The sequence below is a fragment of the Paenibacillus sp. MY03 genome (assembly GCF_002165585.1).
Lineage (GTDB): Bacteria > Bacillota > Bacilli > Paenibacillales > Paenibacillaceae > Pristimantibacillus > Pristimantibacillus agaridevorans.
The window spans coordinates 62,608-89,338 of sequence record NZ_MXQD01000036.1; the positions used below are offsets into that span (position 1 = coordinate 62,608).

Below are 26,731 nucleotides of genomic sequence, written 5' to 3' on the forward strand. Positions count from 1 at the left end.
TCTTAACCAACTAATTTATATTTCCGACCATAACCGCTTCAGATTGTCCAGTCCCACTCTAGTACCTGTCAGGCAATCCTCCATGCCTTCGAATTCCAAAGACAGATAGCCGTCATAGCCGGAAGCTTTGATCATGTTCAATATTTCCCTAACATTGATATCCCCATGACCCAGAATCGCCCCCCTGAGGTAGTTGCCACCTGCAGATTTGCTCCATCCTTCTCCCGGATCGAAGTCCGAAGGGCGCACGTAGAAATCCTTCACATGAACCATCGATGCGAAGGGCACGTTGCGCTTGCATGCTTGAATTGGATCTTCATCCACGCACATAAAATTCGCGATATCCACCGTCGTTTTGAAATTAGGTAGATCCACATGGCGAATTAGACGTTCAACCCGCTCACTTGCCTGAATGTAATGTCCGTGGTTTTCTACACTGGTTGTAATGCCGTATTGCGCGGCATAATCGGCAATTCGACGGCAAGCATCAGCCATTCGATCCAGATCGCCAAGGAAATAGGACTCCGTCATTTCCTCGGCCGGCCGGAAAGCCACATCATGGCGCATCAGCTTCACGCCGAGCCGATTGGCGATATCGACATGCTTCATGACACGCGCGATTTCAGCCTCGCAAGCCTGTGCATCCCCTGCGACAAAGTTAGCAGTGATCGCGTAGTTGGATATATCCAACTTCAGCCCCTCAGCTTTAAGCCGAATAGCATCAACAAGCTCCATATTGTTCTCCAAGTCGTATCCCGCGGGAACAATCTCGACATGCTCGCCACCTTGATCAGATATCCATTGGATGACGTCCAGCACGCTCATCTGCCTGGATACGATTTTATCTACCAAACTATAAGTGCTTACGCCCGGTTTCATGCCTATAATCACTCCTCATTCATCAAGTCATCATCTTTCATCACTCCACGATACCCGTGCGCTCAATACCTTCGACAAAATATCTTTGCGCGAACATATACACGATTAGCGGCGGAGCGATAATCAAGAAGGCTGCCGCCATCGTAATCGACTCGTTTAAGCTGAAATAACTTCCGCCCATGGAAGAACCTGTGGCAGCAGCCGAATTTAAGTTCCCTTGCAAAAACTGCATGCTTTGTGCCAGCAAAGTGAAATCGCCGTTTTTTAAATATAAAGCAGGCTCGTAGTAGTCGTTCCAGTGCCACACGAAAGAAAACAGGAAGACGATCAACAGCGCGGGTCTAGCTAACGGCAGCATAATACGCCAGAACGTCTTTAGAGGACCCGCTCCGTCCATGCGAGCGGATTCTTCCAACTCCTTAGGCAAGGTAGCAAAAAACTGACGAAAAATAATAATAAATATCGCGCCCTTCAGCCCTTGTGCAAACAAGCCGGGAACGAGCAAGGGCAGCGGCGTGTTTAGCCAACCCAGCTTGGAATAGAGTACATATAACGGAATGGATAACGTTTGTGGCGGGATCAGAAAAGTCAGCAATACGATGAAGAAGAAAACGGATTTCCCCGGAATCCGCATTCTGGCAAAACCGTAGCCCGCGATCGCGCACGAACCCATCTGCAAGAGCGAAGCGGCGATCGAAATCCATCCCGTCTGTATAAGGGACTTCCAATAATGCAAGCCGATGATAGCTGAAGCATAATTGGACCACTCCAGCTTACTCGGAATCCACTGGATCATGGGATTCACTAGATCGGTTCCATGCTTCAAGGAAGTCGTCAACATATAGACAACAGGATTCAGATACAACAACGCAGCTGCGGATAGGATGATGTAGATGGCCAGTTTGAATAACCATCCGTCATTAAAGTGCCTTCCGAATATAAGCATGCGGCTTTTTTGCATTCGTTCGCTTGTCCTCAGCCTGATGCGCCAATCGTCCAAACGCTTCAAGCTAGAATGTCCCACTTTACTTTTTTCGCTAGTCGGGATTTGCCCATCATTCATCTCGTCGCCTCCGTTTTCTTGCTTTGACGTCTTGCAATAAAGACAAGTGCTAATATTGGCAACATAATAAATGCAAAGTAAATCCATCCTAAAGCGCTGGCATAACCGTATCCTGTATTTGCATCCGTTGTATTTTCCAGAATATGGCTTATAATGGGGTTGAACGGGTTGGAGGACTGCTCCACCAACGTATAAATGAGATTCAAAATAATAAACGGTGAAATGGCTGGAAACGTAATTTTCCAAAATGATTCCCATGGCGTCGCCCCGTCGATCTGAGCTGCTTCGTAAATCGTCTTGGAGATTGTCTGGAACGCCGCCAGAAACAAAATGATTTGCACGCCGGAGAACCAGAGTATTATGACGAATTTGCCGAGCAAATCCACAACCGTTCCGGCAGCGGTTAACGGCAGTACGTCATAGATCACATCCGTCAGATTGTATCTCTCCACTAGAGGCAATGAGCCCTGCCCTTGATTGAACAATTCGAGCAGCACCTGACCTGAAGCGAAAATAACGGGAAGGAAAAAAACGGCTCGGTACAGCATTCTTCCTTTGAACTTCTGGTTCAGCATGATAGAGATCAGGAGAGCAAAAATGACGGTAATCGGCACAACCAGTATCACTTCACGCATAAACAGAAACATTTCTATCGGAAAAACGTTATCAACTACAAACGCATGTTTATAATTGGTCATCCCTACAAAATCGTATTTCAACCCTGATCCGTCGATCTTGACTCCTACCTTATGAAAGCTGATAAAGAAGGAATAGATTAACGGATAGGCGACAAACATAACGATCCCGATCATCCAGGGCAGGAGGAAAAGGTAGCCTCGCAAAGCATCCTTTAACGATTGCATTCTTCTGTGCCGGGCATGATCTTCTTTAGTCATTAACGTACCCATGTTCATCCGGCTCATCTTTCCTCCTCCTCTGCAACTTGGTAGAACATGGGCTCAATCGTAAAACCTTCCCCCTGATACGGGTCATTATTGTAATTCACCCGAACCTTTCGCCCGTTCTCATAGCGGGTCTCAAAAACGCCTTCAGCCAGCTTGCGATGCCCGGTGATGAAGCTGTTCCTGACTCCCGTCTTCGATAACACCTCGTATTCGGCCAAAATTTGTTGTTCGAGAACATCATATTGGGAGCTGAAAAAGTTTTCATACGACGTCCTCTTCAACATTCGCGGATCCTCGTAAGTCAGTGAAAATCGCGGAACTGCCCCATATTCGATTTCCCGCAAAAATTGCACAGCTTGATCTTCTCTCAGATTAGCCGGGCCTGAAGAATAGGGGACCAGGCCATGTACGGCTATCGGATAAAAAGGGACCTGCTCATCCACAATCAGATCGAAATTATATTCAAGAGGAAAGTCGAACATATGATCAACGTGGCCTAATAAAAAGTCAAACCCTCCCGATACTTTGACACTCCCTAATGCTTGGCGCACAGTATCCGTTATCTGGAGCGAGTAAGAGATGGATTGCAGCCTGCTTATTTTTCGGCTCGGGTGATAATCGCTGTTAAGCTGGGTCCCCATGTTAACCAGATTGGCACTTTTTATCCCTATTCCCTTCCATTTCTCGATCAGGTCGGGCACGTATTTCTGTATATTCCTAACCGGACTGACCAAGTATATGGTTTCGTCCGCGGCGTTCCTATAGATTAGCGGCGTACCTACGATGGATTGTATACCATCGTCTCCGGGAGAAAATCCATTGTTCCGGGAGATGGAAGCCGTGTCAATACGATCGTTCAGGCTTATCTGAATGCCTTGCGCACCCAACTGGGCAATCAGATTTCGAAGCTCCTGCTCGCCTCCCGCCTCCCCTTCAATCGGGAAACGCTTCGGCAAGTTCCCCGGATCTCCACCGTTCTGCCAGCCTGCCAACCCGACCTCGATGTTGGTAACGCCCTGGTCCACAAGGCTTAGAACGATTTCCTCTACCTGCTTGAAAGTCGTTGCGACTCTAAGCTTCTCTCCCAGCGGCGTCGATTCGCCTGCGCCTATGACGAACTGGAGCTGCAAAGGCGACTGTTTGAGTTTCGAATCGAGCCTCTCTACTTTACGATGTGTCATCAAGTAGTCCCTATAGGCTTGCGCCATGCCCACATAGTCCGCATCCTTCTGATCGAGGAAAATATAGCGAACCGAAACGGCTTCGTACGGCATCTTTTTTTCATACGATAAGATACTCGATGTCTGACCTGTCGGCTGACTATAAATTCGACGGTATACGAACTTCGCATGCGCTTCATTGAATTGCGTCGAAATACCGGCCGGAGTAGCTACAATATTCGCTCTGGAAGCTCCTTCCTCGATAACGGCAACATAACCTTCCTCGCCCGAATTAAGACCGAATACCGGATAGGAAACCGGTGTTCTTCTCGTTGAGGGAGTCGTGGCGGGAATCGACCAGTCCTGACCGTACACCGGGTAATTATAGGCATTTATTAAATCGAGGCCTTCTTTGTTAAAGCGGATCAGACCGCCCGGACCATCCGGTACAAGCAAATAACCGTCAGACCCATTCATGGCTGCCCCCATAAAAGGAAGGAAATTAAGCTCCATCAACAAATTCTCTTTCGTTTCTATAATCCCAAGCTCCGGGATGCGGGCAACCAGTTGATTGTCTTCCAGTCGGTATTCGACGTAAAACTGGAAGCCGAGTTCCTCGATAACGTACATCAAGGCGACTCCCTCTTCGATGCTATGCCATTTTACAGTCGTCGGATATTCTTTCAAATTCGTGTCTTTGATTAAAGTCCTATCGGCGTTAAAGTAACTTAGAACGATAGGAGACTCCAGATGAGAGCGCCATAATCCTTTTGTTTGATCCATCGCCAGCGCCGCGGAATCCGGATTGCTTCGCCACATCTTTCCGCTGCGTTTATCCTCGACCGCAACCTGTCCGGTCTGCGGATCAAACCATAAAGCAGCCTTCTTCTGCTCATACGCTTTGAACCATTGCACGCCATCTAAATTACGGGACTCCACTTGAGGTACATCCGATGTAACGTCCAAGCTGGAGAAGAAGGCCATAGCATCAGTCGTTGAATAAATGTCAGAATTCACGACAACGGAAGAGGGCCGGTTCATCCACAAGACAGCCGAGATGATGATCAGAATGGCGGCCAACGCCGCAGTTCCTTTTTTCCAATGCCTCCGGTCGAACATCTTTATCGCTTTATCGAACACGTAACCACACCTCCTGCCCAAAGCCAGTAACAAAGTCGGTCGCCTGATAGACCAATCCGATCAGAATGAAACCGAATACCCACAGGCAGAGAAACGTGACTACGGAAACCGACATCATGCCGATCGCTTCTTTCAGATTATAATTGTGCACATTTTGGGTGCCGACAAAGATCAGAATAAACACCCAGATGATGATCAAATAATGAGCCGCAGTGTAAAAAATCCCTTCTTGCAAAGTCAGCGCGTTCGACAACCATTGTATCGGTAAAATAAATAATATGTACGGCGCCAACGCATAGCTGTTCACGACAAAAACTTTGCCGAACGAGCCTTCGCCGCGCATAACTGAGCCCGTCAAATAATTGGCTACGATCCAGGAAATCCAGGGCAGAAAATATTTCATGGCCTCCGTTGTCAGATTCAATGTCTCGAACCGCTGCGCGGCGAACAGCATGCTTACGAGTGCTTTGCCCGCAATGATGACTACAAATCCGAGCACTACAAAGAACAAAGCGAATCGCCATCTGACCTGCGTCGATGCAGTAATGTCGTACATCCCGTTCATCGGATGCCGCAGCATGGCGAGCATCTGCTTCCACGGCTCGGCCAGCATGCGTGCCCAGAATGCCAAGCGACTATTTCTCTGCGGTAGATTTACCGCCGATGCCTCGCTCTGATCGTCGGTAAGCCCCGGTTTCTTGCGGCTTCTAATGATTTTCTGGCCAAGAATAAAGCCGATAAGAACAATAGTCAGCACCGTCATTGCCGTACCGAAGTATTGAAGAAGAAAGTTCATCCGCACCTGCCAGTACGATTCCGAATAGCCTTCTTTATCCTTCGCTTGTTCGAAATACGCCATAGCCTGTTCGTTTTCCCCTGCTTTAAACATAGCTTTGGCTATACCCAAGTAAGCTCTGTCGTACATCCCGTTCAAGCGATGAATTTCTTCCCACAGTCCCCTTGCTTCTTCGTATTTCCCCTGGTTATCCAAATAAGAGGCTTGATGGACCAGTTCTCCGAAATGCGTACGTTTCATGACTTGGATGCGATTTAGTTCCCCATCGGCTATATAGAGGGTGCCGTTCGAGTCTGCAACGATACTTGTCATCCGTTTGAACATTCCTAGCCGCTGTTCCGAGCCTACGGAAGTCGCTCCGAAAAGGAACAACAGCTGGCCGTATTTATCATACTGGTATATTTTCCCCTCAGCAGTTTCCACCACCGACATAACCCCATGCGAATCCACGTGAACATCTTGAAAAGAAAACCGCTCCAAAGGCTTCACCCAAGGTGCGAAATTATGATTCATCAGGAGATCGACCCCGCCGAAGTTAAGCCGCTTCAACTGCCCGCTCTTCAAATCTTTGTTGACCGTGAACATAAATTTCTTGGCGTCAAGAGTCACATTCGTAACCGCGCCCGGCAAGCGCGAAAGCTCTTCCTTCAGTTGCTCCTCCGTGAAAAACTTCCTCTTCAAGCTGTCCAGCCAGCTGGTCGGAACTTTATTGGCTCCATAAAAACCCGCAAACGTTCCATCGGGCGCAAGCTGCAACAGTCCCTGATAACCGCCTTTTGTAACCAAGTAAATATATCCGCGTTGATCGACAACCACTTTCAAAGGCGCATACACAAACGTTTTCGGCAGCAGCTCAGAAGACGGGGCAAGCAGCTCTTTCGCGAACTTCCCTTCACGGTCGAAAACGGCGACTCTACGGCTCCCGGTATCCGCGACATAGATTACGCCTTCTTCCGTCACGAATACGCCTTCCGGTTTTCGCAGCTTTGCCTTGGGATCCTGATCAGTCGATTCAGGTATCGTCCGTACAATACGCCCCTCCAAGTCAAGCTGCACGATACGATTATTGCCTGCATCCGCTACATACAGCTCATCCTTGGATGTCATGAATAAATCCTCCGGATGGTTTAGCCCCCCCCACACGGCTTTCGGAACGAAGGCATTGGGGGTTCTAATCCATACGTCATTCGTATCGCTTGAATAGGTCGTATAGGGCAGTTCGGCATAAGCTGGCCGATCCGCTCCCAAGAAGAGAACGACTCCCAAGACAACGGCCAACAGTATTTTAATCATTCGCCTGAGCGTCTTGCTGCTTGTAGGCATCGTTCCACTCCTTTATTTGATGCCCGAATGAGCCATCGTATTCAGTACTCTGCGTTGAAACAGCAGGAAAACGACCAAATTCGGAACAAACATAATCAATCCCGCAGCGGCAGCAACCCCTTGTCCGACCACATTATTGGCCAACCCGTTCGTTAGCGTCATCGTGTAATAAGGAAGTGTTTTCATCGATTCGGTAGAGGTGAACAGTACCGACGTTTCTGTCTGCGCCCATGATCCCTGGAAAGCAAGAATCCCAATGGTGGCTACCGCTGGCATGCAAATCGGCAACGCAATTCGGAAAAAGACGACCCATTCCTTCGCACCATCAATTTTCGCCGCTTCGATCAGTTCGTTAGGGATTTGATCCATAAACTGCTTCATCAAGAAAACGCCTACGGGCGCGGCAAGAAGCGGCAGCACATGAACAAGATAAGTATCCATAATGCCCAAATTCGCTATGACCAAATAGCGCGGAATAGCGACAGTTTCCGGAGCAAACATTAGGGCGATTATTGTAAAGGAAAAGAAAAGCTCGCGACCTATGAACCGTTGCTTGGCAAACGCGTAGGCGGCCAACGAGCTAACGAAAATAACCCCTGCTACTGTAACTAAGGTCGTAAGAACGCTGTTAAACAAATAACGGGAAAACGGGATAACCGTCGTCTGCGATTTCAGAATCAGCTGTTGAAAGTTGAACAACGTCGGTTGATTCGACCAGAATCTGGGCGGATATAGAAATAATTCACTAATCGGTTTAAAAGCATGGTTGATAATAAACACTATCGGCAACAGCATGAACAACGCCAGCAAAGTAAGCCCGATCATTGCAAGAACTTGAAACAGATCGATCTTTTTCCAACGGATTCGCGAAAGTCTTATCCTCAATCCGGTCTTGGGTTTCGGAATATGAACAAGATTCGGCTCCATCTTATTCATCTCCCTTCGTTGCAAATAACCGGAACGACAGCCTAGAGCTTCCGTAGACGAGAAGAAGCAGAACGACGGACAACGCCGACGCGTAACCAAGCTCGTAACGAATAAATGCGTAGTCATCGATATGGTTTGTAATAAGATGACCGGAGTACTGCGGCGTAATCGGTGAACCGGCCAACATGGCACCGATCGATCCCGCCTTCAGCGTTCCGACGACCGACATGATCGCGCCAAACAGCATTTGCGGTTTAATAGCCGGAATCGTAATATAATAAATTTCCTGAAGTCTGTTCGATATTCCATCGATTGCGCCGGCCTCGTACAATTCCGTATTTACAGTCTGCAGGCCGGCAAGCATCGCTAGGAATCCTACGCCCATACTTGCCCACAATGAAACGATAATCATAATATTCATAAAATATTGCGGATCCTGAAGCCATAGTTGCGGATCTCTCACCACACCGATTGACAAAAGGAAGTTGTTTAAGTAGCCTACTCGGTCACCGTTGAAGATGACTAGCCATACGACCGACATAGCAACACCCGCAGATAAAGATGGCGTGTATATTGCAATCGTGAATATATCGCGGATACGTTTGGGAAGCTGATGAATCAACCATGCCAGTATAAAAGACAACGCATACCCCAAGGGTCCGACGATAATCGCAAATTTAAATGTATTCGGAATCGCATTTTGCAAAAAGATGCGATCCCGCGCCAAAATGGTCAAAAAGTTATCCCATCCGATAAAGGTCGGCCTAGAAATAGCATCGAACGAGAAGAATGCCAGCGCGTTTGCCAGAACGATCGGAATAACGATAAAAACCGTGAAACAGATCAGAAAGGGCGCGATGAACAGATAGGAAACCCGCTGCTTCCATAACGTCGTCGTGAATGCTTGCCATCTCTGTTTGATTGATACAGTGGAATTCATGGCGCTCCTCCTTTCCAAGGTTGCACAATTTGCGGAATATCAAGTGTACGCAGCACTGTACCATCGCGATCTCTCAGCTTGAACTCGACCTGCTTCCGTTCCAGTTCCCGATTAATATCGGCAACCGCTTGTTCCATAACGACGCGCGGATTTTTCTTCTCCAGCACGACTTTATTCCACGCGATATCCAAATACCTGCCTGTAAAGTAACCACCGGGAAGCTGGGGAACCTCTTTATACCATTGGAGCTGCTCTCCTATCGATTTGAGGTCTTGCTCAGGCCACGGCAGTTGTTTGAATGCCTCCATATTGGCCGTATTCCATCGGTATTCCGGTCCGTACAATGCTTCGATGTCATTGCCAAAGCGCCGCTGGATGTCCGTAGAAGTCCACCATTTCAAGAATTCCCAAGCATCAGACTGTTTCTCGGATTTCTGAAAGATAACTCCGGCCTGTAATGCTCCTCCGGCCCAGCGAACAACCGTCCCATCTGCCTGCTTCATGCCGGGGATCGGGGCGATCTTCCAACGCCCTGCAAGCTCGGGAGCGGCAAATTGAACTTGCAAATAAGTATTGAAGTCAACGACGCCTATCGGAATGTCGCCGATTCGAAAGTGACTATAGAAGCTGGGCACTTCCTTGGGCATTTGGTACAAATTGAACATATCTGTCCATTGTTCGAAGCCTTGCAGCGCTTCTTCGCTGTCAAGTGCGGAGTGCAAACCGTCGGCAGTATAGTAGGAAGCGCCCTGTTGATACAGGAAGGGCAATCCGTCCTTGGGCGGGATATAGAAATCGAATCCGTTCTGCTGCAGCGTCGGCAGCATCCGCAGGACATCTTCCCATGTGTCCGGAGCGTTTAACTCCAATTGCTCCAAAATATCCGTACGGTAGAGCAGGACATTAAATCCTTGTATTTCGGGCAGTGCATAGTCTTTCCGATCATAATGAAACACCGATAACGCACCGGGGTGGAATCGCTTGGCGACCTCATCGTAGTCGGGAAAACGAGATAAATCCGTCAATGCTCCCCGGGTTGCAAAGTCAATCGGCATCCCCGTGTCGACACCTAACGCCACGTCTGGCTGCCTGCCGGATATATTGCCCAGAATAAGCAGCTGCGGGTCCGGTACAATGTTGATATTAACCTGGATGCCAGTTTCAGCCGTGAAAGTTTCATCCGTTAATTGTTGAATCACGTTGACGTAATCCCGATTACGATTGACCCATACATCTATTGCTTCAGGCTTGTTACGAACATATTCAAAATTGTTAGTAAAGGAACGAAAGAAATTGCCTAACATATGGCCGGTTCGTTGCGACCAATTGGGCTTGATCTTAGGAAGTTGTGCACCGGGCTCGGCGATCCACAGAAAATCCAACAGCAGCGGTTGATCCAGCATACGAAATGTCCATGTTCCTAAATTGTTCTGTATGGATGCAAACAGATTCAATCGATTCGGGATCGTACGCGGATGGTCTCGTAAATCAGTTAGATCTCTGGCCGCCGAATCAAAAGCATTCTCAATATCCGATCGCCCGATTGTAACTTCACCAAGCAAGCTCGACAAATCGGATAAATCCTCAATAATAACCGTCATTTGCTCATAGAGACCGGGAATATATTTCTCCAAATCCCAATCTCGATTGAGATCCGTATTTCCCCCTGTCGAATACGATTTCTCGAAGTTTCCCGTAATTTTCCGAATGGTCTGTTCCAGCTTGCCTATTTTCTGCAAGTTGTGCAGCAGTCCTTCATAAACCGGCATAACTGGAGCGGAGCTGACGGTCATTCTGAGGGTATGCTTCCCTTCCGTCAATTGAAACGGTAGAGGCTGTTCCTCTTCATCTGATAGCGTCAATCCCTTCCAATCCCATGATGAATTGTAAGGGAAACCGACCTGCTGCAATTGCTTGAACGGAGACTTGCCGTCGATCGTAATGGTTCTGTAAGCGTATGCATTATTGGAATATGCCTGTAAATATTTAAATCCGATATGATAAATGCCATCTTTGGGCACATTGAATTCCCATTCAATCCATTCCCCGCTTCTGCGGAACTGGTCGCCTCCGATCGTGTTGTAACGAATATGACCGTCTGCCGCTGGAGATATCAATGCACTATCCGTCGATTGCAGCTGAATCGACGTATTCGACTTAAGCGAGATTTGCTCGGCCTCAACCTTCTGCAGCCATTTACCTGAAGCTGTCGTTGCTGTAAGCTGATCATTTTCCCGTGTGAGCTCATCTGAAAGCATTGGATCCTGAGGGGATACCAAATATAGTCCCTGTAGCTTCATTGCATCCCGGCTAGATATTAGTCGGACTGTGTGTTTCCCCTTGGTAAAAAACCACTTTAAAGGTCTCGGGTCAACTGCGTAGTCGGTTAGTCGTACATTCTTCCAGCCACTTGCCTCAACGGAAGCAGGCCTGCGATCGTTATCAAATTCATCTCGTTCCGGTGGATAAACACTGTCCGAGTAGTGGCGTTTAAGTACAATACGCTCAGCCTCCAGGTAGGGAGAAATGCCATCGATTTGAATCCCTAACCGCAAATCGGTCTTATGATCATCGGCACTATCATAGATCACACCCATGTTGTAATAGCCATCCTCCGGCAATTCTACCGTCCATTCAATCCACCCTTCACCTCCCTTTGACAGCAGACCTATGTCATCCGACAAGAGGTTATATAGCTGCGGATCGGAAAAGTCCGCGTAGTCTTCGGCAGGAAGCAGAAGCGGCTGTTTCAGCAAGGTCGAATCTTGCGTTCCTTCGGGCGCCAACGCTAGCCATTGCAAATAGGTGGGAATTCCGTTCACTTTCTCGATCGGACGTGTTTTGATTTCATTATGTGTATCCCCGTTCACAATCTGCATGGGCAAGGGACCTGTAAAGGAGAAAAGTAGGATAGAAGATAACACCACAGCTTTAACGTATTTCCAACGCCTCAACATATTAAAGCCTCCGAATTTTTATCGAAGAACAAGGCATGGTTCATATCAACGCCAACGACGATCCGTTCTCCCTCTTCGAAACGGGTTTTAGGATCTACACGCACAACGATTCTCTGCTCTTTGTTGTTTGTATACAAGTAGGTATCCGCGCCTAACAATTCCTTAATTTCAATAACAGCCTCGAATACATTCATCTGCTGCTCAGGCTTCGCCAAATCATCATTTCGATAAAGCAGGTTTTCCGACCGAATGCCTAGAATAATCGGCTTATCGATTGATCCGTTATCACGCAGCATTTTGCTCTTATCTTCCGAAATGCGCAGCGTATGCTTGCGTGTTTCAAATAAGCTATACCCATCGCGAACCCTGACCTTTCCTTCAATAAAATTCATCTGCGGTGATCCGATAAACCCGGCCACGAACAAATTTGCCGGCCTACTATAAATTTCCTCGGGCTTCGCAACCTGCTGGATAACTCCATCTTTCATAGCTACAATGCGTGTTCCCATCGTCATTGCCTCTACTTGATCATGCGTAACATAAACCGTTGTTGTACGCAGTCTGCGATACAGCTTGCCAATCTCTTCGCGCATCTGAATACGCAGCTTGGCATCGAGATTCGACAAGGGCTCATCCAAGAGGAATACTTCAGGTTCACGAACAATAGCCCGCCCCAAAGCAACACGCTGTCTTTGTCCGCCCGACATTTGCTTTGGCAATTTATGCAGTTGCGATTCGATGTCCAATATTTTGGCTGCGCGATTTACACGCTCATGAATTTCAGCTTTCGGTAGTTTACTTAGTCTGAGGCTAAACGCTATATTCTCATATACCGTCATATGCGGATATAGCGCATAGTTCTGGAATACCATTGCAATATTGCGATCCTTGGACGAAATATAATTGACAATCCTGTCTCCGATAATAATATTTCCTTCCGATATATCCTCCAATCCGGCCAACATCCGGAGCAAAGTGGACTTGCCGCAGCCAGAAGGACCGACAAGCACCAGAAACTCGCCATCCTCAATCTCCAGATGAAAATCCTTAACTGCTACCCGCTGCTCCCCGGCGTATTGTTTATAAATGTGTTGAAACAATACTTTAGACACGGTCGCTCCCCCCTTATGCTTAGTCAAGCTTCGGGTTTATCCAAAGCTTGACTGTTATCCTCACTGTTGCCTAAATCTCTTCTCCTACTTGCCAAGCTTCTCTTTTAGAATTTCATTAACCTTTTGCATTCTTGATGGGAAAAACTCATGCGCACTGATCTCTTCCTCATAGGCTATGGATCCAAATTCCGTAAAGCTTAGTCCTATTTCTTTACTAGCAGGTATGAATCTTGCAGGATCGAAATGGGTAATTCCCGGCGTATACATTAATACTTCTTTATCGAAGCCCTCATATACTGCCGCGCTCGCGAAAGCTTCCACCAATTCCGGGTCATTGGAGTTCGGGAACGAGCCGCCGAATTGAAACAATGTCTTCTGACCTTCCTTGGTCGCATCCCAGAACTTGATCAATTCCCAAGCTGCCTCTTTATGCTTGCTCGCTTTCGAGATCGACATTGGACTGAGCCAGCCGAAATTAACCTGCTTCGCTGTCCCTTTAGGCATAGTGGCGATGTCCCATTCGAATGGGAATGCCGCTTTAAAGCCTGGGAGAACGGGGCCGATCGCAGTGAAGAATAAAGATTGTCCGATATGGAACGCATTCATTTCAATTTTTGCTTCCGCCGCGCGTTTCGTATTGATTAGTGATCCGTCATTAACCATCAAATCATTAAAGAAGTTCAAATCATCCAATACTTCAGGAACGGAGCCGTCGGCAAGATTTCTCGAGAAATCTTCATTCATCGCCGCCATGTTGGGCGCATGTCCATTTGCCATCGGCAATGCCATCGACACGAAGTTATGCCACCATACGCTGTTGGTTACGCCGAAGTGACCAGCACCCGGATTGGTAGCTGCTTTGGCCATCGTTCTGAAGTCTTCCCAAGTCCAATCTAGTTTCGGCTTCTCCAAACCGTATTGCTTTAATAATTCTTTGTTGTACAGGATGAAAAATCCGTCATTGCCGCGGCTTAGCGCATAAAGCTTGCCATCTCTCTTGAAATTATCCAAATACCCATCGCGATACGGATAGCTTTGGAATTCAGCGTCCTTCTCGGCGTACGGCGTTAAATCTTCGATAAGATCTTCTTCGATCGCCCGATCCAGCGAAGTATTCCAGATAATATCGAGCGGCTGTCCCGCTGCAATGCTTTTAATTAACTCATCTTCGCCATTTTCCGCGTACACGCCCTCCACCGTTATCCAAGGAAACTTCTTGGTGAAAGCCTCGAACATTTTAGGCCAATCCTGATTTTCTGGCGGAATGACCCAACCTACTCTCAGCGTGATGGGCTCTTGCGATTCTGGCGTTGCTTGCGATTCTACCGGGCTAGACTCTGGCTGCTTCGTCGGTGCCGTTGTAACTTGTGGTTCATTTTTACTGCTGCATGCCGCTACAACTACTACCAGCATACAAATTGTAAGCACTTTCAAAATCTTTAATAATTCAAGCTTTTTCATAGATAACCCTCCCGAATTCCATTTTATATTATCTTACATTGAAACCTAATATTGTACCTACTATTTTCGTGTTTTGTATCAATATTAGTTATTGGACTGATCCAAACAGGATATCTGTAAAATAATAATTGCCTCCGGGAGTCTTCGTCTTGGTGAATGCAACTGGCAGCACAAACAGCTCCAAGGGGTCTTTCCCCTTCTGGGCTTCAATTTCCAGTACATGCTCTCCCTGGGGAAGTTCCATCTCGAATAGCCTGTGCATATAGCTGCGATGATAGCCTGGAATGAAATCTCTCATTTCATGATCTTCTAATACGATTTCTCCATTCAAGTGAACTTTTACCGGAAACGGAGTACCGATGATCAACCTGACATTGCGCTTACGTGGATTGATCAACATTGTCTTAGCCTTATATGTTCCCGGCTCTTCCGTTCCCAGTAACTTGGAGAAAGAAATTTGATTTCCAGGAATGACAACTTCAGTATGTTTCGTGCTGTCTGGCCCCCATAGCCTCCAATGGCCCGCTGATAGTAATATAAATCGAACGGTATGGCTGTTCCATAAAGAGTTGTCGTGAAAGCGTTCGATATGGAAGGACAGTTCATAGAATGGCTGCCTATCGCTTCCCGTTTCAACAACCGTTTCCCATACCAGTTTTTCATAAGGTTGAAGCTGATAGTTAGGGGCTTCTTCCGAACTCCATGAGGATGGAACTTCTAACGCAAGCTTCCCCTCCCATGGCTCCTCTGATTGGTTGCTTAGCGTAATAATCAGTTTTTTCCGCTCCGTCATTCCAACGGTAGGTCCTTCAGGCCCATAATCTATCGTCACCTCCAAACCTTGATTTAAAGCAGCTCCTTCAGGAAGCAGGTAGCGGTTGACTTTCACATTTTGCTCCAGCAGCCCACGAGGATTATAATCCCCGATCCATGCACCAGGAACGCGAATGTTGTCCTCCTCAACGTAGGTCGAGCACTGACTATCGATCATAACTGGAATATTCCATATAGCGATGACCTCATTGCTCACTTGCAGCGTGCGTCTTGTGAGCTCATCCAGATCGGCGGGGACAGAAAATCCTTTGATTTGCGGACTTACGACTACACTGTGCCCGATCGGTTTGGCCCATCGTTCCGGTATACTTTCCGCTCCGCCAATGATTCCAAGAATCGCGCCGAGCGTTGCGGCCGTGCAGTCCGTATCGTAGCCGCAATTGGCCGCTTTAAGTATACAATCCTCAAAATTATCGCCGTAAATCCAGCCAAGGATCGTAAACGCTACATTCTGGGGGGCATCCGTAAAATTGTAATTCCCATACTTGCTTACAATTAATTCCCGCGCTTCAATCCACGATTTCCCCATTGTCTTGCAATCCAGGATATCCTTAACCGCATTCGCGATCCGGCATTGCTCAGGAATAAAGGCTAAGCCGATTTGAATGAGCCGATCCCGGTCGGATTCGAGAAAAGCCGCGCTCTCGATCGCCGCAAAGAACATTTCGCCGTATACGCCTTCGCCACCAGCATGATCGACAATCGCGTCCTGATAAGCGTAATAGGCTGCCACTCCAGGTGCTCCTGGCGCCACCATAGCCCAAATTTCCGAACGAATCGGCGATCCCATGCAATCGGTAAACGGATTGTTGAACCATCCGCTTACCGGCGCTTGCAATCCATAGCGCAAGTTCGTGAGGCTATAACCGTACTCGTCAAACGGGAAAAAGACGTGCTCGACCCATTCCTGTCCCAGTTCCTTCGAAGTGATTCTTGCGCCATACTGTTCCAGTACATGTAGCCAGACGAGCTGCAAATCAAGATCGTCGTTAGCTGTAGGCTTATCCGGGATTTCGGGGTAGAAGGTCAAATTCAGTAGTTCTGTTCTTCCCTCGTCATGACCACCCAAAGTACCGCCAATGTTTTTACCGAGCCACCCACCGAATACTTTGCGATAATAATCTTGTTCGTTTAATACGCTTTTTTTCAATCCGCTCACCTCCTCTTATCTTCAATGAATACAACTCAACATCACCATCACCATCATGTCGAATGGATTGACCCAATAGGTGACTCTTCTGTATAATTGTAAGTGTTTTCATTATATGGCTTCCTATTCAATAACAACATTGCTAGGATTAATGTTTGCTTATCGAAGAATGTGTAAAGGAGGCTTCAGAATGGACTACTTTTCTATAAACGGACTGGCCAGACTAGACGTAAAGTGGTCGCGATTGTACAACATAGACCCAAACTTTCTGATACCGCGGGCAAATCCGCACTATGAACTGATCATGGTTGCTGATAGTCCTGTATTCATTCAAGTCGGACAAGAGAAATATACTTTGAACGGCGGGGACTGCTTACTCTTGTTGCCTTGGGAGGAGCATTTCGCCTGGAAACCCGGGGGCGGCAGCTTCTTCTGGGTTCAATTCTCATCCGACCCGTCACTTGAATTAATAGATGCAGGAGATAATTTAACCTCGCTGCTTAAGATTTGCCATACGAGTTCAAATTTTTTACGTACTTCTACTAATGAACATGCAGGGAAACTAATTATTCCTCGTCTTTATACTCCGTCGCGTCGTTATGAATGCTTGCATACGTTCGAAATCATGATCAACGAATTCAACAAACCGAAAGGTTATTACCATTATCGATTAAATCGGTGCTTGGCCAAATTAATCGAAATATCCGCGGAGGATTTACTGGATAAAGTCATGTCCGACATCAACTTGCCCGCATCCATCATCACTTACCAACGACTCGTGGAAATATTGAACGAAAGCTATATGCTGGAATGCACCGCTGCGTCTATAGAGAGAATGCTAGACCGAAAATACGAATATCTCTGCAACATATTCAAGAAATATTCGGGCATAACGATTAACCTGTATCTGCAACAACTCCGTATACAAAGGGCTAAGTATTTGCTTCGTGAAACCGAGAAGTCCGTGCAAGATATCGCCTTTGAATTAAGCTTTGAGAACCCTTTGTATTTCAGCAAAACGTTCAAAAAGCTGGAAGGATTATCGCCTTCGCACTATCGTGATAAATTCCAAACACTCTTATCTGCTGGCAATCCATCCTTAACTAAAGCAACAGCTCCTAATCTTTATTAGATAGGAGCTGTTGTTCATCTATTCAAGAATGAAGCCTTTAAAGTCCACTTTTGTTGACGCTCCCGTGAATACTTCCAATTTATATAAGCCTAGATCCAATTGATCGATAATCGACTCTTCACCGGCTAAACGTTGGATGTTGCCGTTAATTTTTACATAGGTATCCGGCGAACTACCTTTATATGCCTTCAACGTCAGCTTTCGCTTGGCGTTTACGAACACCCATGCGGACATAATAATCCTGTCCATCGAATCCGTCTTCGTGTAGTCCACAAAAACTTTGAAGCTGTCCGTCGGCATCTCAGGTATTGTCAACCAGTCGTCAGGAACGCTGTCTTTGATTTTCTGACTGGAATAATCGATTTTGGTATAGCCGTCCACGATGATCGTACGAGGGGATAAGCAAGTGAAAAGGACTTCCGCCTCGTACCGATGGCCGATGTCTCCAAAGTGCAAATGGTCTGAAATGATTTTCTGCGCGCTTATAGAAGAATACAGGAGAAACATTTCCGTATATGCATTCATATCAACGAGCTGAAGTCCGTACGTTTCCGCCAGTTCTCTTTTCACTTCATTGGCTATGCTCGCGATATGCTCGCTCGTTCTCATAGGGTAGTCTTCCGCATATTCCGTTTTTACCCCCGGCTCGAGTATCGCTTGGGTTGTCAGGAGAAACGGTTGGATGTTCTTCGAATAGCACCAGTTAATCATTCGTTCGATACATCCTTTGAATCCGTCCCTATACGCTTTTTCGTTCGGATAGAGAAGCCGGTCGTTGATTCCGAAGCCTATTCCAATCATTTGAGCATCATGATAGGCGGAAGATTCACCAAACTGTTCCTCCAAGACCGTTATCGCCCAACTCGCATTCGTTCCGGTAAAGCCCGAGTTATAGATGCGCAATATTTCGTTATTAGTAGCTTGGCGAAGCAATTCCTCCAGTTTCTTCGAAAAAGCGTTAGGCGAAGTGCCGTCTATTCCAATCGTATTGGCAACCCACCCCGTCGTATTCGCGCCGTCGACCGTACTATCTCCGAAAAAAGCAATCGGGAACTTGCTTCCTTGCAGCCATTGCGTCCATGCATCATTGAACGTACATATTTTTTGCGGTATCCGAACATCATTTGATTGAACTCTTGAATTTGAATCCAAAGCAAGCTTCACCTCATTAATTAGGATCATGTAATATGTTATTGCCTTAATGATAGCAACTTTTATTGCCATTAGAAATGATCTGGATTAAGATTTGCACACTTTAAAATCATAGAGGTCTATAGTATAACTGCAGAAGTCTTGAAGATCGTTGGCAATGGGCAAGAGATCGTCATTCAATATCTGACCCCATACATCGAAACAGCGACAGTCAAAGGACGATAAAGTCCTGGACTGTCGCTGTGTTATCCCTTATGTCTCTGGTATCCTGACCCCGTATCAGACCCCTGATACCGGGACAATGTTTCTGAGCCCGTTCAGCTGCTCTTCGATGCGTTTGCATGCGTCCTCTGGCGTCTCCATATTGGCCCACAACAAGCTGAGCTCCTTCTGAACAAGCTCGAGCTCCGACTGGCTAAGCGACAAATCGCGGAGCGTCGATGCATACGGCAGTACCTCTAGGAATACGTTGTAGCACTCCGGATGAATGTCGGGGTCGAGGAGCCCATCATCCTCCGCGACCTCGCGCAGAATCGGAATCGTGCAGCCCTGCTGCTTCAACATCGTCTGGGCGGTCTTGCTCGTCATAAAGGTAATGAAGTCCTTGGCAATCTCGGGCTGATTCGTCTGGCGATTGATGGCCAGGCTGCCTCCGATCAGCAAAGTAGCAGGCTTCTTCCGCTGCGGCAGCGGCAGTACATCCCAGCGAAGATCATGGCCGCGGAACTCGTTCATAAAGTAATAGGTTGTGAGAACCATCGCTACGCGTTCCTTCTTGAACAAGCCCTCCGCCAAATAGCTGCTGCCGTGCGAATAGATCGGTGAAACTTGATGCTTGTACATCAGGTCGACGCAGAACTGCAGCGCTTCAACATTATTGGACTCGGAGAATACGGATGCTCGGCCGTCCTTCTCAATGAATCTGCCGTCATTTTGAAGCATAAATACGGGCCAGCGGTTCGGCGATGCGGAGAAGCAGAAGCCGAATCGATCGATAACCTCGCTATCCTTTCGCTGCACGGTGCATCGCTCCGCCAAACTCAACAGATCGGACCAATCTCTCATCGAATCATGCAGCTCGGCGCTTGCGTCCTTGATCAGCCGCTCATTATAGCAAATGACAGTCGGCGAAAACACGATCGGCGTCGATACCACTTCTCCCTGCACCGTAAACATGTCGAATACTTTCTGATAGCTGTCCCGCTCGATATCGATACCGGCAGGCATATATGGCATCAAGATGTCCAAATGATCCTTCTCGATCAAATGGCGAATATGAATATCAGAGAGAATGAACACATCGGGCCCAAACCCGTAATTGATAAGATGAACCAAATTATTAATATATTCTGCCTCTGTCAGAAGCAGCAGCTCTACCTTGACATAAGGATGCGTTTGCTCATACAAAGCAATCAGATTACGAATGATATCAAGCTCGTAAGACGTGGAGAACCAGGCGACAGTCAATGTCTCGCGCTTAATATCCTCGCCCGGAATGCGCACTCGGTTGCCCTTGCCCGCAATCTTCTCGATAAGACCCTCGTCGACAAGCTTAGCCAACACCTTGCGAACCGACACGCGGCTGATCTCATACTTCTCGCTAAGCGTATTCTCGGGCAAAATAAATTCGCCAGGAAGAAGACTGCCTGTAAGAATCTCGTTTCGCAACTCCTGCTGTAATCGGTTATACCGATCTTCAAAACTATTGGTACGTTTCAGCATGCCGACCGGCTCCCCTCTCTGCCGCATTCACGACAGTCCATATCCACCAGCTATATCTTCCTTATATTGTATATTAGTCTTCAATATTGTAACATATTTTCACTTGCAGGTCATCCTTCCTCAACCGCGTCTTTCAGCCATCGATCAAGAAAAGCATAGGCCGCTTTCCGAATCGTAGGGGGGAAATCATGACCGCTGTTGCCGAACAGCACCTCGAGCCGGTCTTCTGCTCCGAGCACCCGATACAACTCGCCGAGCTCCGCCAATGCCTTCGCTGCCGACTGCCAATGCGGGAAGATCCGATCCGACATGCCGCTCCAATTAAAAAATGGCGTCGGAGCTGCAAGCGCGGCGATCTCATGATACTCGAACGGCACATAGCCAGTCGATAAGCATTCGCTGATTCGCGGCAAGTGGGAGAACCAGTCCCTCTGTCCCCAGCGGTTCGGATCGGGATCCCCCGCGAAGGTCGCAAAGCCGCAGCTTGAGACAACGGCCTTTACTCGGCGATCGAAACCGGCAAGAAAGAACCCGTTGTAGCCGCCAAGCGAGTGGCCGATCGCCCCTATTCGCGTCGCGTCCACGAACGGCAAAGCAGACAATACATCCAGGCTTTGCCGATGGTCATGCAGCATCTTCCCGACTGCCGTCGAAGTCGGATGCATGGCGTAAAACGGCGCGGTCCGGAAAGCTTCTTCGCCCTCGTAGATGCGTTCTCCTGCCGTGATCGTATCTGGCGCCAGCACGACATAGCCCCGCGCTGCAAGCTCCAAGCCGTACGCCCGATTGGCACGCGCCTCGGACGACGCAACATCGGCTTTGCCGGAGGCATGCGTCGGATGCAGCGCTAATATAGCAGGGAGCGGAGACTGAGGCGCCGGATCGTCGCCGGGGATGAGCAAATAGGCGGTTACCTTGTCGCCGAAGCCGGTAGCGTATCGCAATTGTACGCGTACATGATTCGGCTCCCGCACCGTCTCCAGTATTTCCGGCTGCGGATCAACGGGCGCGGGAATCTCCCCGACATATTCCCTCCATGCCGCCTCAATCTCCGCGCGCCGTTGCCCCCATGCCTCGGCGGTGCCGGCCTCCTTGCCGACGGCAAGCTTCGGCACGTTGCCTTCATTCAAATCCGATAATCGATACTTCATAAAATCCCTCCTTTCGGCTTTCCGCCGTTTATACTTCCAATTGATAGCTCCACAGCCGCGAGCCCGATGCAAAGAAAACCTTGTCCCCGGCGACGGCCAGACCCGCCGTTATCGCAACAGGAGGCTCCGACAGCTTCACCGCCTTGGACAGATCCGGATCAAGGCGGAATATCGCCCGACTGAGCGCACCGTAGATCGTTCCGTTCGGATCGGCCGCGAGACCGACTCGCACCGGCGAACCCCACTCCGACAAATCCGCTTCGGCGCAGAGCCTCTCCTCCTCAGGGTCGAACACAAAGTAACGAGAAGCCTCGGTCATGCCATGTATACGTCCCTTGCGGTCTGCATAAATCCAGACGATCTCCCGCGCTTCTACGGGAGACCATACCCCGTCCACCGTTCGGCTATCCCAGTGCAGCCGATACAGCTTGGCTCTCGTCTCCTTAGGCGCAGCTCCGCCCGGCGTCTCGATACTCGTGGCCCCGAATATATGACCCGACTGGCCTTCCGCAAGACTGATCGTGCTCTGGAAGGGAACTACCTGATCATGCGTCAAAAGCATGTCCTCGCCTGTCGTTATATTATGGAGGCATAAGCCTCCTCCGACAGCGCCGTAGCCGGGATAACCGCCATACAGCACATGCTCCCCGTCCGAATGCGCCAGCGCGCAGCGTGGGCGGTGCACCTCAGGGTGACTGGCAACAAGGCGCGGATTGCGCGCTTGGTTCGGGTCCCCGGCTTCGGCCTGGACAGGCAGCCTCGTATCCATCAGATGCAGGTGCCCTCCCGGATAAGCGGCTCCGGCTAGCATCGGACCAACTGAAGCATAGGCGCACAGGTTGCCGCCTCCGCCGAATTCAATCACATGCCCTCCGAAGCTGCGAAGCCGCTGCTCGCCCGGCTCATATCTAAAGAAGTGAAGCGGATGGTTGCTCGTTCCGTATACATGCCCGTCCGCTCCCGTACTGAGCGGAGACAGCTGCGCGCCGCCGCATTCGTAACGAAGCGGAATCATTCGCGTGCTTGATCCCTCCGCCGCCCGCAGCCTCAGCTCTCGTTCGGCCAGATCATGCTTCTCGATTTTCCATGCGCCCGATAGCTGACGATGCAGCCGATAGAACGCCGCTCCGGAATATAAAGAAGGCGGGACATCGCGCCAATCAACCGGCGTTGCCTGCCCGCCGCGAAGCCGCATCCAGCGGTATCGTTCCGGCGTCTCCGCTTCCCGCAAATCAGCGAACGCCCAATGACCATACACGGAGCCGTCCGCAGCCGCGTAAACAACGCCCATCCCTCTCGTCCGCTCCTCCGTCGGGACAAGCTGAACCGTGCGTCCATCGGACGGCCGAAAGGCGATCAGTCCCCTCCGTTCTGTGCCGATGCCCGCATACACCCAGCCTGCTTCATCAACCGCGAGATGACTCGGGTACTTTTCCTCTGCATCAAGCTGGCCTAACGGAATAACGCGTCTCTCCGAAGGCACATAACCAAACAATCTGCAATGAGGATAGGCCGCAAAATATATCGTACCCTCCGCCGACTCCGCATAGCTGAAGCCGACCAGTTCACCCTCCAAGCCGACGTCCTCGGCATGAAGGAAGCTGCAATCGAACGGATCGAACGCCATGAACTGCGTCCCGGCTCCGGCATAGAACATGCCTTCCGAACTGGCAAAACACATATATGGATATTCTGTGTTGCCATTCGGGAACGGAACCTGCGTGCAGCGTTCCGTTGCCGGGTCGACAACGAGCAGAAATCCCTTCGCCAGAATGACGACGCGCTCGTCGCCGTTGCGGCTCCGGCACACCGCGGCCGTTCGCGACTCTACCACAGGCGCAGGAACGCCATGCTCTGTATACTGCTGCATGCTCACCATCCCATTTTCACAAGTCATCGATTTCGATTTCGCAGATTTACTTTTTGTAATACGATGCGACCTTGCGCACCCCTCGAATAATATCTTCTGCATCTGTATCCGAATAAAACTCTTTGATCGGAATTTGTATGGCTGTCTCTAAAATTTCTTCGGCTACCGGGCAATCTCCTTGTTGATACGAACGATCCGTCAAATCAAACGGGAAGTGGCTGTTCAGATAGGCCTGCTTCCGCTGGAACAACGGCTGCTTGTAGACCACTTGCGGGATATAGCCGGGTCGGCTCGGAATCCCCTCCGCTTCAAGAGCCTCGCTGAATTGCTGCCTCGTGCAGGATAAGGCGGACAAGTCAAGCCTCATCATGTAGAACCAATACGTGCAGGCCCCGCCTTCAGTCACCTGATGAACATGTATGCCCGGGGTTCCGCGCAGTCCTTCGGTAATCCGATCGCCGATCGCCTGCCGACGTTCGCAAATCCATGACAGCTTTTTCAGCTGCGCGATGCCGACAGCGCCTTGCAATTCGGTCATTCGATAGTTGGGGGCAACGTAATGGAGCTCGCGCTGCACCTCTGTCCCGAATCGATGATAGTTTTTGTCCGCGAAGCCGTGTGTCCGATAATAGTCCGTCTCCTCGCCGGAATTCACCGTAACCATACCGCCGTCGCCGGTCGATATATGTTTGAAATCATTGGTGCTAAAGCAGCCATAATCGCCAAATGTACCCGCATAACGCCCCTTGTACCGGGTCAAGTAGGCTTGAGCGCAATCTTCGATCACCTTAAGGTTGTGACGCTGCGCAATCGCCATGATCGCATCCATGTCGCAAGGATTGCCGGCCAGGTGAACAACGACAATCGCCTTCGTACGCGGCGTAATTCGCGCCTCGACAGATGCGGGATCCAGATTGTACGTATGCGGATCCAGATCGGCGAATACCGGGATGGCATTCTGGTACAGGATGCCAATCAGCGTTCCTTGGTCCGTAATGGGACTCGTAATAACCTCATCGCCAACGGTTACGCCCGCCGCGCCGAGCGCCACATGAATCGCCGCCGTTCCGGACGATGTCGCAACGCTGTGCTTTACGCCGTAGATGGCATTAAAGTCATCAAGAAACGTTTTGACCTTATTGCCAAAATGATAAAACAGCGTCTCTTGCTCCAGAGCCTCCAGAAGCTCGCGAGCCTCCTCGACCCCGAATCGTTTGCCTGTGCTAAATGCGGTCGTCTTCGTTTTTGGCCCGCCCAACAGCGCGAGCTCCTCCGTCTTGCTTATCATTTCATTGCCCCTTTCGGCCCTTCGGCTTTATTGTAATGAGGATAACGCAACGGATTGTTGCCGCGATGCTCCTTCGAACTCGACCTGCAGCAAAACGCACGGGAGTCCAAATCGGTTCACCGCGCCTTCGGACGACTCCCCTGCAAACAGCGGACGATAAGCGGCGATTGCCGTTCTTTCGCCTTCTACGCGCAAGCGTCCACCCTCGCCAAGTCCAATAATCCGCAGCTCGCGCTTCGCCCTCACCCAGTCATTGATTTCGGCTCCGGTCCAGAACTCGAATCCGAGCTTCTTCGCTTCGCTTGCTGTAGTCACCAACGCTTTCCGAACCTCCGGCTGCTCATGAATATGCTTTTGATGATAAAGAAAATGCGCGACGCCGCGAACCTCCATCACCTTCTCCAGGAAAGGCGCAATAACAGACGTATCCGATAAGGCCGGATGCATCAGATCCTGCGTCAAGAACCCAATTTCCAGCACATCGTAGAGACGATTGTATTCGTCCGCCCAGGCGATCGGGAAGTACGGATGGCTTGTGCAGAACGGGAATCCAACATTCCCCTTTTTGCTTGGACCGCGTGTTTGGTCGGACTGAATCCCGGCCTCCTCGCACCAGCGGAACAGCTCGCCCCAGCCTTCAAACCTCGTATAGTGATTTTTATTGGATGTCGCCGCCGGAAGACCGGTTGCCTTCTTGAACCAGGACGCTTGGCGATTAAATTCCTCTTGCGACCAAATGCCTTGCTCGATCTCCAGAGCGTTATAATGAAGCGCAAGCTCATGACCCGCCTCCCGTATCATCGGATACAGTTCCGGGGAATATCCCGGTTCAATCATGCACCATGTCGATCTTACGCCGCATTCGCTTAACACCTCGAGAGTCGTCCGGCCCGCATCGTCGCTATTAAAGTCGCTGTCATGCGAGATCATAGCAACCGCCTCGACTCCCGCCGGCCAGTAGTCGACGAAGGGCACAATCAGATCGGAGGTCGATGCCGCGGACAGAAGCTGATGCATAAACGCCTCTCGCCAATAATCGGCGTACGGATGCTCATAATAAGGCATACCCGTTGCCGTGTGCGTTCTGTCGGCTTCCCAGTCCAATTGGCATTGGTCGTCCGCCTTCAGAATCCCTTCATTGAGGGCCCCTGATCCGTCCTGCGCCGGAATGCCGTCTTCATAGACGGGCAGCTCGCCTTGCTGAAGTCGTACGATCAGAGTAGGAATATCTACGGCCCAGCGGGCGATTATCCCCTTGCCAACCCGGAACGTCTGCAGAAGCGGCCCAGCGACGGCGCCATCTGCAGCTCCGACGCGAACCATGCCGTCTTCCTCGCAAGAAAGCGCAAGCGAACCCGCATCCGAGGACGTATGCAGCCATGGACGCGCCCGAAAGTATCGCATCGGGCGACCGCCGCCAGGCTCGCCTGATAGTGATGCATAGCCAACCGGCACCTCTTGCAGCTGCCGGCAGCCGAGCCGAGCCGCCAAGTATGGCAAACCCGCGAAGGAAATGACGATACCTCCTCGCTCTGCGAAGTCCCATAGACTGCTTTCCGATTCCATACCGCCGGTAAGCGCCGCAATAACTATATCAAAATCGCCAGCGTCCATTTCGTCCGCCGAGTCGAAGCTCCTGAATGGAATACCCGCAAACGTCATCAGCTCCTGGATGTAGAGCTGAAAAACGTTAGCATGATGCTGGTGAATACGAGCCGTAGCCAGCGAATCGAGATAAATGCCGATTTTTGCCATTTTCATAGATTAAA

Annotated in this window: 18 protein-coding genes; 1 reads left to right on the forward strand and 17 read right to left on the reverse strand. The window is 49.5% G+C overall.

Annotation, left to right across the window (positions count from 1 at the left end; genetic code table 11):
• Positions 1 to 15: 15 nt before the first annotated feature.
• The 11 genes from B1748_RS24800 to B1748_RS24850 form a co-directional block, all read right to left on the reverse strand.
• On the reverse strand, positions 16 to 879 hold the full coding sequence (locus tag B1748_RS24800) for a sugar phosphate isomerase/epimerase family protein (RefSeq protein ID WP_087570634.1): 864 nt from the start codon (positions 877 to 879) through the stop codon (positions 16 to 18).
• A 40-nt stretch (positions 880 to 919) separates the two neighbouring features.
• Positions 920 to 1,942: a carbohydrate ABC transporter permease gene (locus B1748_RS24805; RefSeq protein ID WP_179215812.1), complete on the reverse strand. Its 1,023-nt coding sequence runs from the start codon at positions 1,940 to 1,942 to the stop codon at positions 920 to 922.
• Complete coding sequence (locus tag B1748_RS24810; protein ID WP_256975906.1) at positions 1,939 to 2,865, reverse strand: carbohydrate ABC transporter permease; 927 nt, start codon at positions 2,863 to 2,865, stop codon at positions 1,939 to 1,941. The genes B1748_RS24805 and B1748_RS24810 overlap by 4 nt, the downstream gene beginning before the upstream one ends.
• Entirely contained in the window at positions 2,862 to 5,147 is a 2,286-nt protein-coding gene (locus tag B1748_RS24815) for a DUF5696 domain-containing protein (protein WP_087570636.1), read from the reverse strand. Before B1748_RS24815 ends, B1748_RS24810 begins: the two co-directional genes overlap by 4 nt.
• A complete protein-coding gene (locus B1748_RS24820; protein ID WP_087570637.1) occupies positions 5,137 to 7,266 on the reverse strand; it encodes a YIP1 family protein in 2,130 nt (709 codons plus the stop codon). The genes B1748_RS24815 and B1748_RS24820 overlap by 11 nt, the downstream gene beginning before the upstream one ends.
• Positions 7,267 to 7,278: 12 nt before the next feature.
• The gene (locus tag B1748_RS24825) at positions 7,279 to 8,193 is read right to left on the reverse strand and encodes a carbohydrate ABC transporter permease (RefSeq protein WP_087570638.1); all 915 of its coding nucleotides are present in this window, start codon (positions 8,191 to 8,193) and stop codon (positions 7,279 to 7,281) included.
• A 1-nt stretch (position 8,194) separates the two neighbouring features.
• Positions 8,195 to 9,133, reverse strand: a complete 939-nt coding sequence (locus tag B1748_RS24830; protein ID WP_087570639.1) for a carbohydrate ABC transporter permease — start codon at positions 9,131 to 9,133, stop codon at positions 8,195 to 8,197.
• Positions 9,130 to 12,090 carry an extracellular solute-binding protein gene (locus tag B1748_RS24835; RefSeq protein WP_087570640.1) on the reverse strand — a complete coding sequence of 987 codons (2,961 nt, stop codon included), beginning with the start codon at positions 12,088 to 12,090 and terminating at the stop codon, positions 9,130 to 9,132. The genes B1748_RS24830 and B1748_RS24835 overlap by 4 nt, the downstream gene beginning before the upstream one ends.
• Positions 12,084 to 13,202 carry an ABC transporter ATP-binding protein gene (locus B1748_RS24840; protein WP_087570641.1) on the reverse strand — a complete coding sequence of 373 codons (1,119 nt, stop codon included), beginning with the start codon at positions 13,200 to 13,202 and terminating at the stop codon, positions 12,084 to 12,086. Before B1748_RS24840 ends, B1748_RS24835 begins: the two co-directional genes overlap by 7 nt.
• Positions 13,203 to 13,286: 84 nt before the next feature.
• Positions 13,287 to 14,663, reverse strand: a complete 1,377-nt coding sequence (locus B1748_RS24845) for an ABC transporter substrate-binding protein (RefSeq protein ID WP_087570642.1) — start codon at positions 14,661 to 14,663, stop codon at positions 13,287 to 13,289.
• Positions 14,664 to 14,751: 88 nt separating this feature from the next.
• A complete protein-coding gene (locus tag B1748_RS24850; RefSeq protein ID WP_179215813.1) occupies positions 14,752 to 16,647 on the reverse strand; it encodes an ADP-ribosylglycohydrolase family protein in 1,896 nt (631 codons plus the stop codon).
• 190 nt (positions 16,648 to 16,837) lie between these two features.
• Here B1748_RS24850 and B1748_RS24855 point away from each other — a divergent pair, with 190 nt between their 5' ends.
• Positions 16,838 to 17,779: a helix-turn-helix transcriptional regulator gene (locus tag B1748_RS24855; protein WP_179215814.1), complete on the forward strand. Its 942-nt coding sequence runs from the start codon at positions 16,838 to 16,840 to the stop codon at positions 17,777 to 17,779.
• A gap of 18 nt (positions 17,780 to 17,797) precedes the next feature.
• On the opposite strand, the gene B1748_RS24860 is transcribed toward B1748_RS24855, so the two are convergent.
• The 6 genes from B1748_RS24860 to B1748_RS24885 all read right to left on the reverse strand — a co-directional run bounded on the left by B1748_RS24860 (position 17,798) and on the right by B1748_RS24885 (position 26,723).
• A complete protein-coding gene (locus B1748_RS24860) occupies positions 17,798 to 18,931 on the reverse strand; it encodes an SGNH/GDSL hydrolase family protein (RefSeq protein WP_179215815.1) in 1,134 nt (377 codons plus the stop codon).
• A gap of 279 nt (positions 18,932 to 19,210) precedes the next feature.
• Positions 19,211 to 20,653 carry an extracellular solute-binding protein gene (locus B1748_RS24865; protein ID WP_087570646.1) on the reverse strand — a complete coding sequence of 481 codons (1,443 nt, stop codon included), beginning with the start codon at positions 20,651 to 20,653 and terminating at the stop codon, positions 19,211 to 19,213.
• Between the two features lie 110 nt (positions 20,654 to 20,763).
• Complete coding sequence (locus B1748_RS24870) at positions 20,764 to 21,804, reverse strand: alpha/beta hydrolase family protein (RefSeq protein WP_143810382.1); 1,041 nt, start codon at positions 21,802 to 21,804, stop codon at positions 20,764 to 20,766.
• Between the two features lie 28 nt (positions 21,805 to 21,832).
• Positions 21,833 to 23,674 carry an SMP-30/gluconolactonase/LRE family protein gene (locus B1748_RS24875; protein ID WP_087570647.1) on the reverse strand — a complete coding sequence of 614 codons (1,842 nt, stop codon included), beginning with the start codon at positions 23,672 to 23,674 and terminating at the stop codon, positions 21,833 to 21,835.
• A gap of 46 nt (positions 23,675 to 23,720) precedes the next feature.
• The gene (locus B1748_RS24880) at positions 23,721 to 24,962 is read right to left on the reverse strand and encodes a DegT/DnrJ/EryC1/StrS family aminotransferase (protein WP_087570648.1); all 1,242 of its coding nucleotides are present in this window, start codon (positions 24,960 to 24,962) and stop codon (positions 23,721 to 23,723) included.
• A 27-nt stretch (positions 24,963 to 24,989) separates the two neighbouring features.
• Positions 24,990 to 26,723, reverse strand: a complete 1,734-nt coding sequence (locus B1748_RS24885) for a polysaccharide deacetylase family protein (RefSeq protein WP_087570649.1) — start codon at positions 26,721 to 26,723, stop codon at positions 24,990 to 24,992.
• Positions 26,724 to 26,731 lie beyond the last annotated feature (8 nt).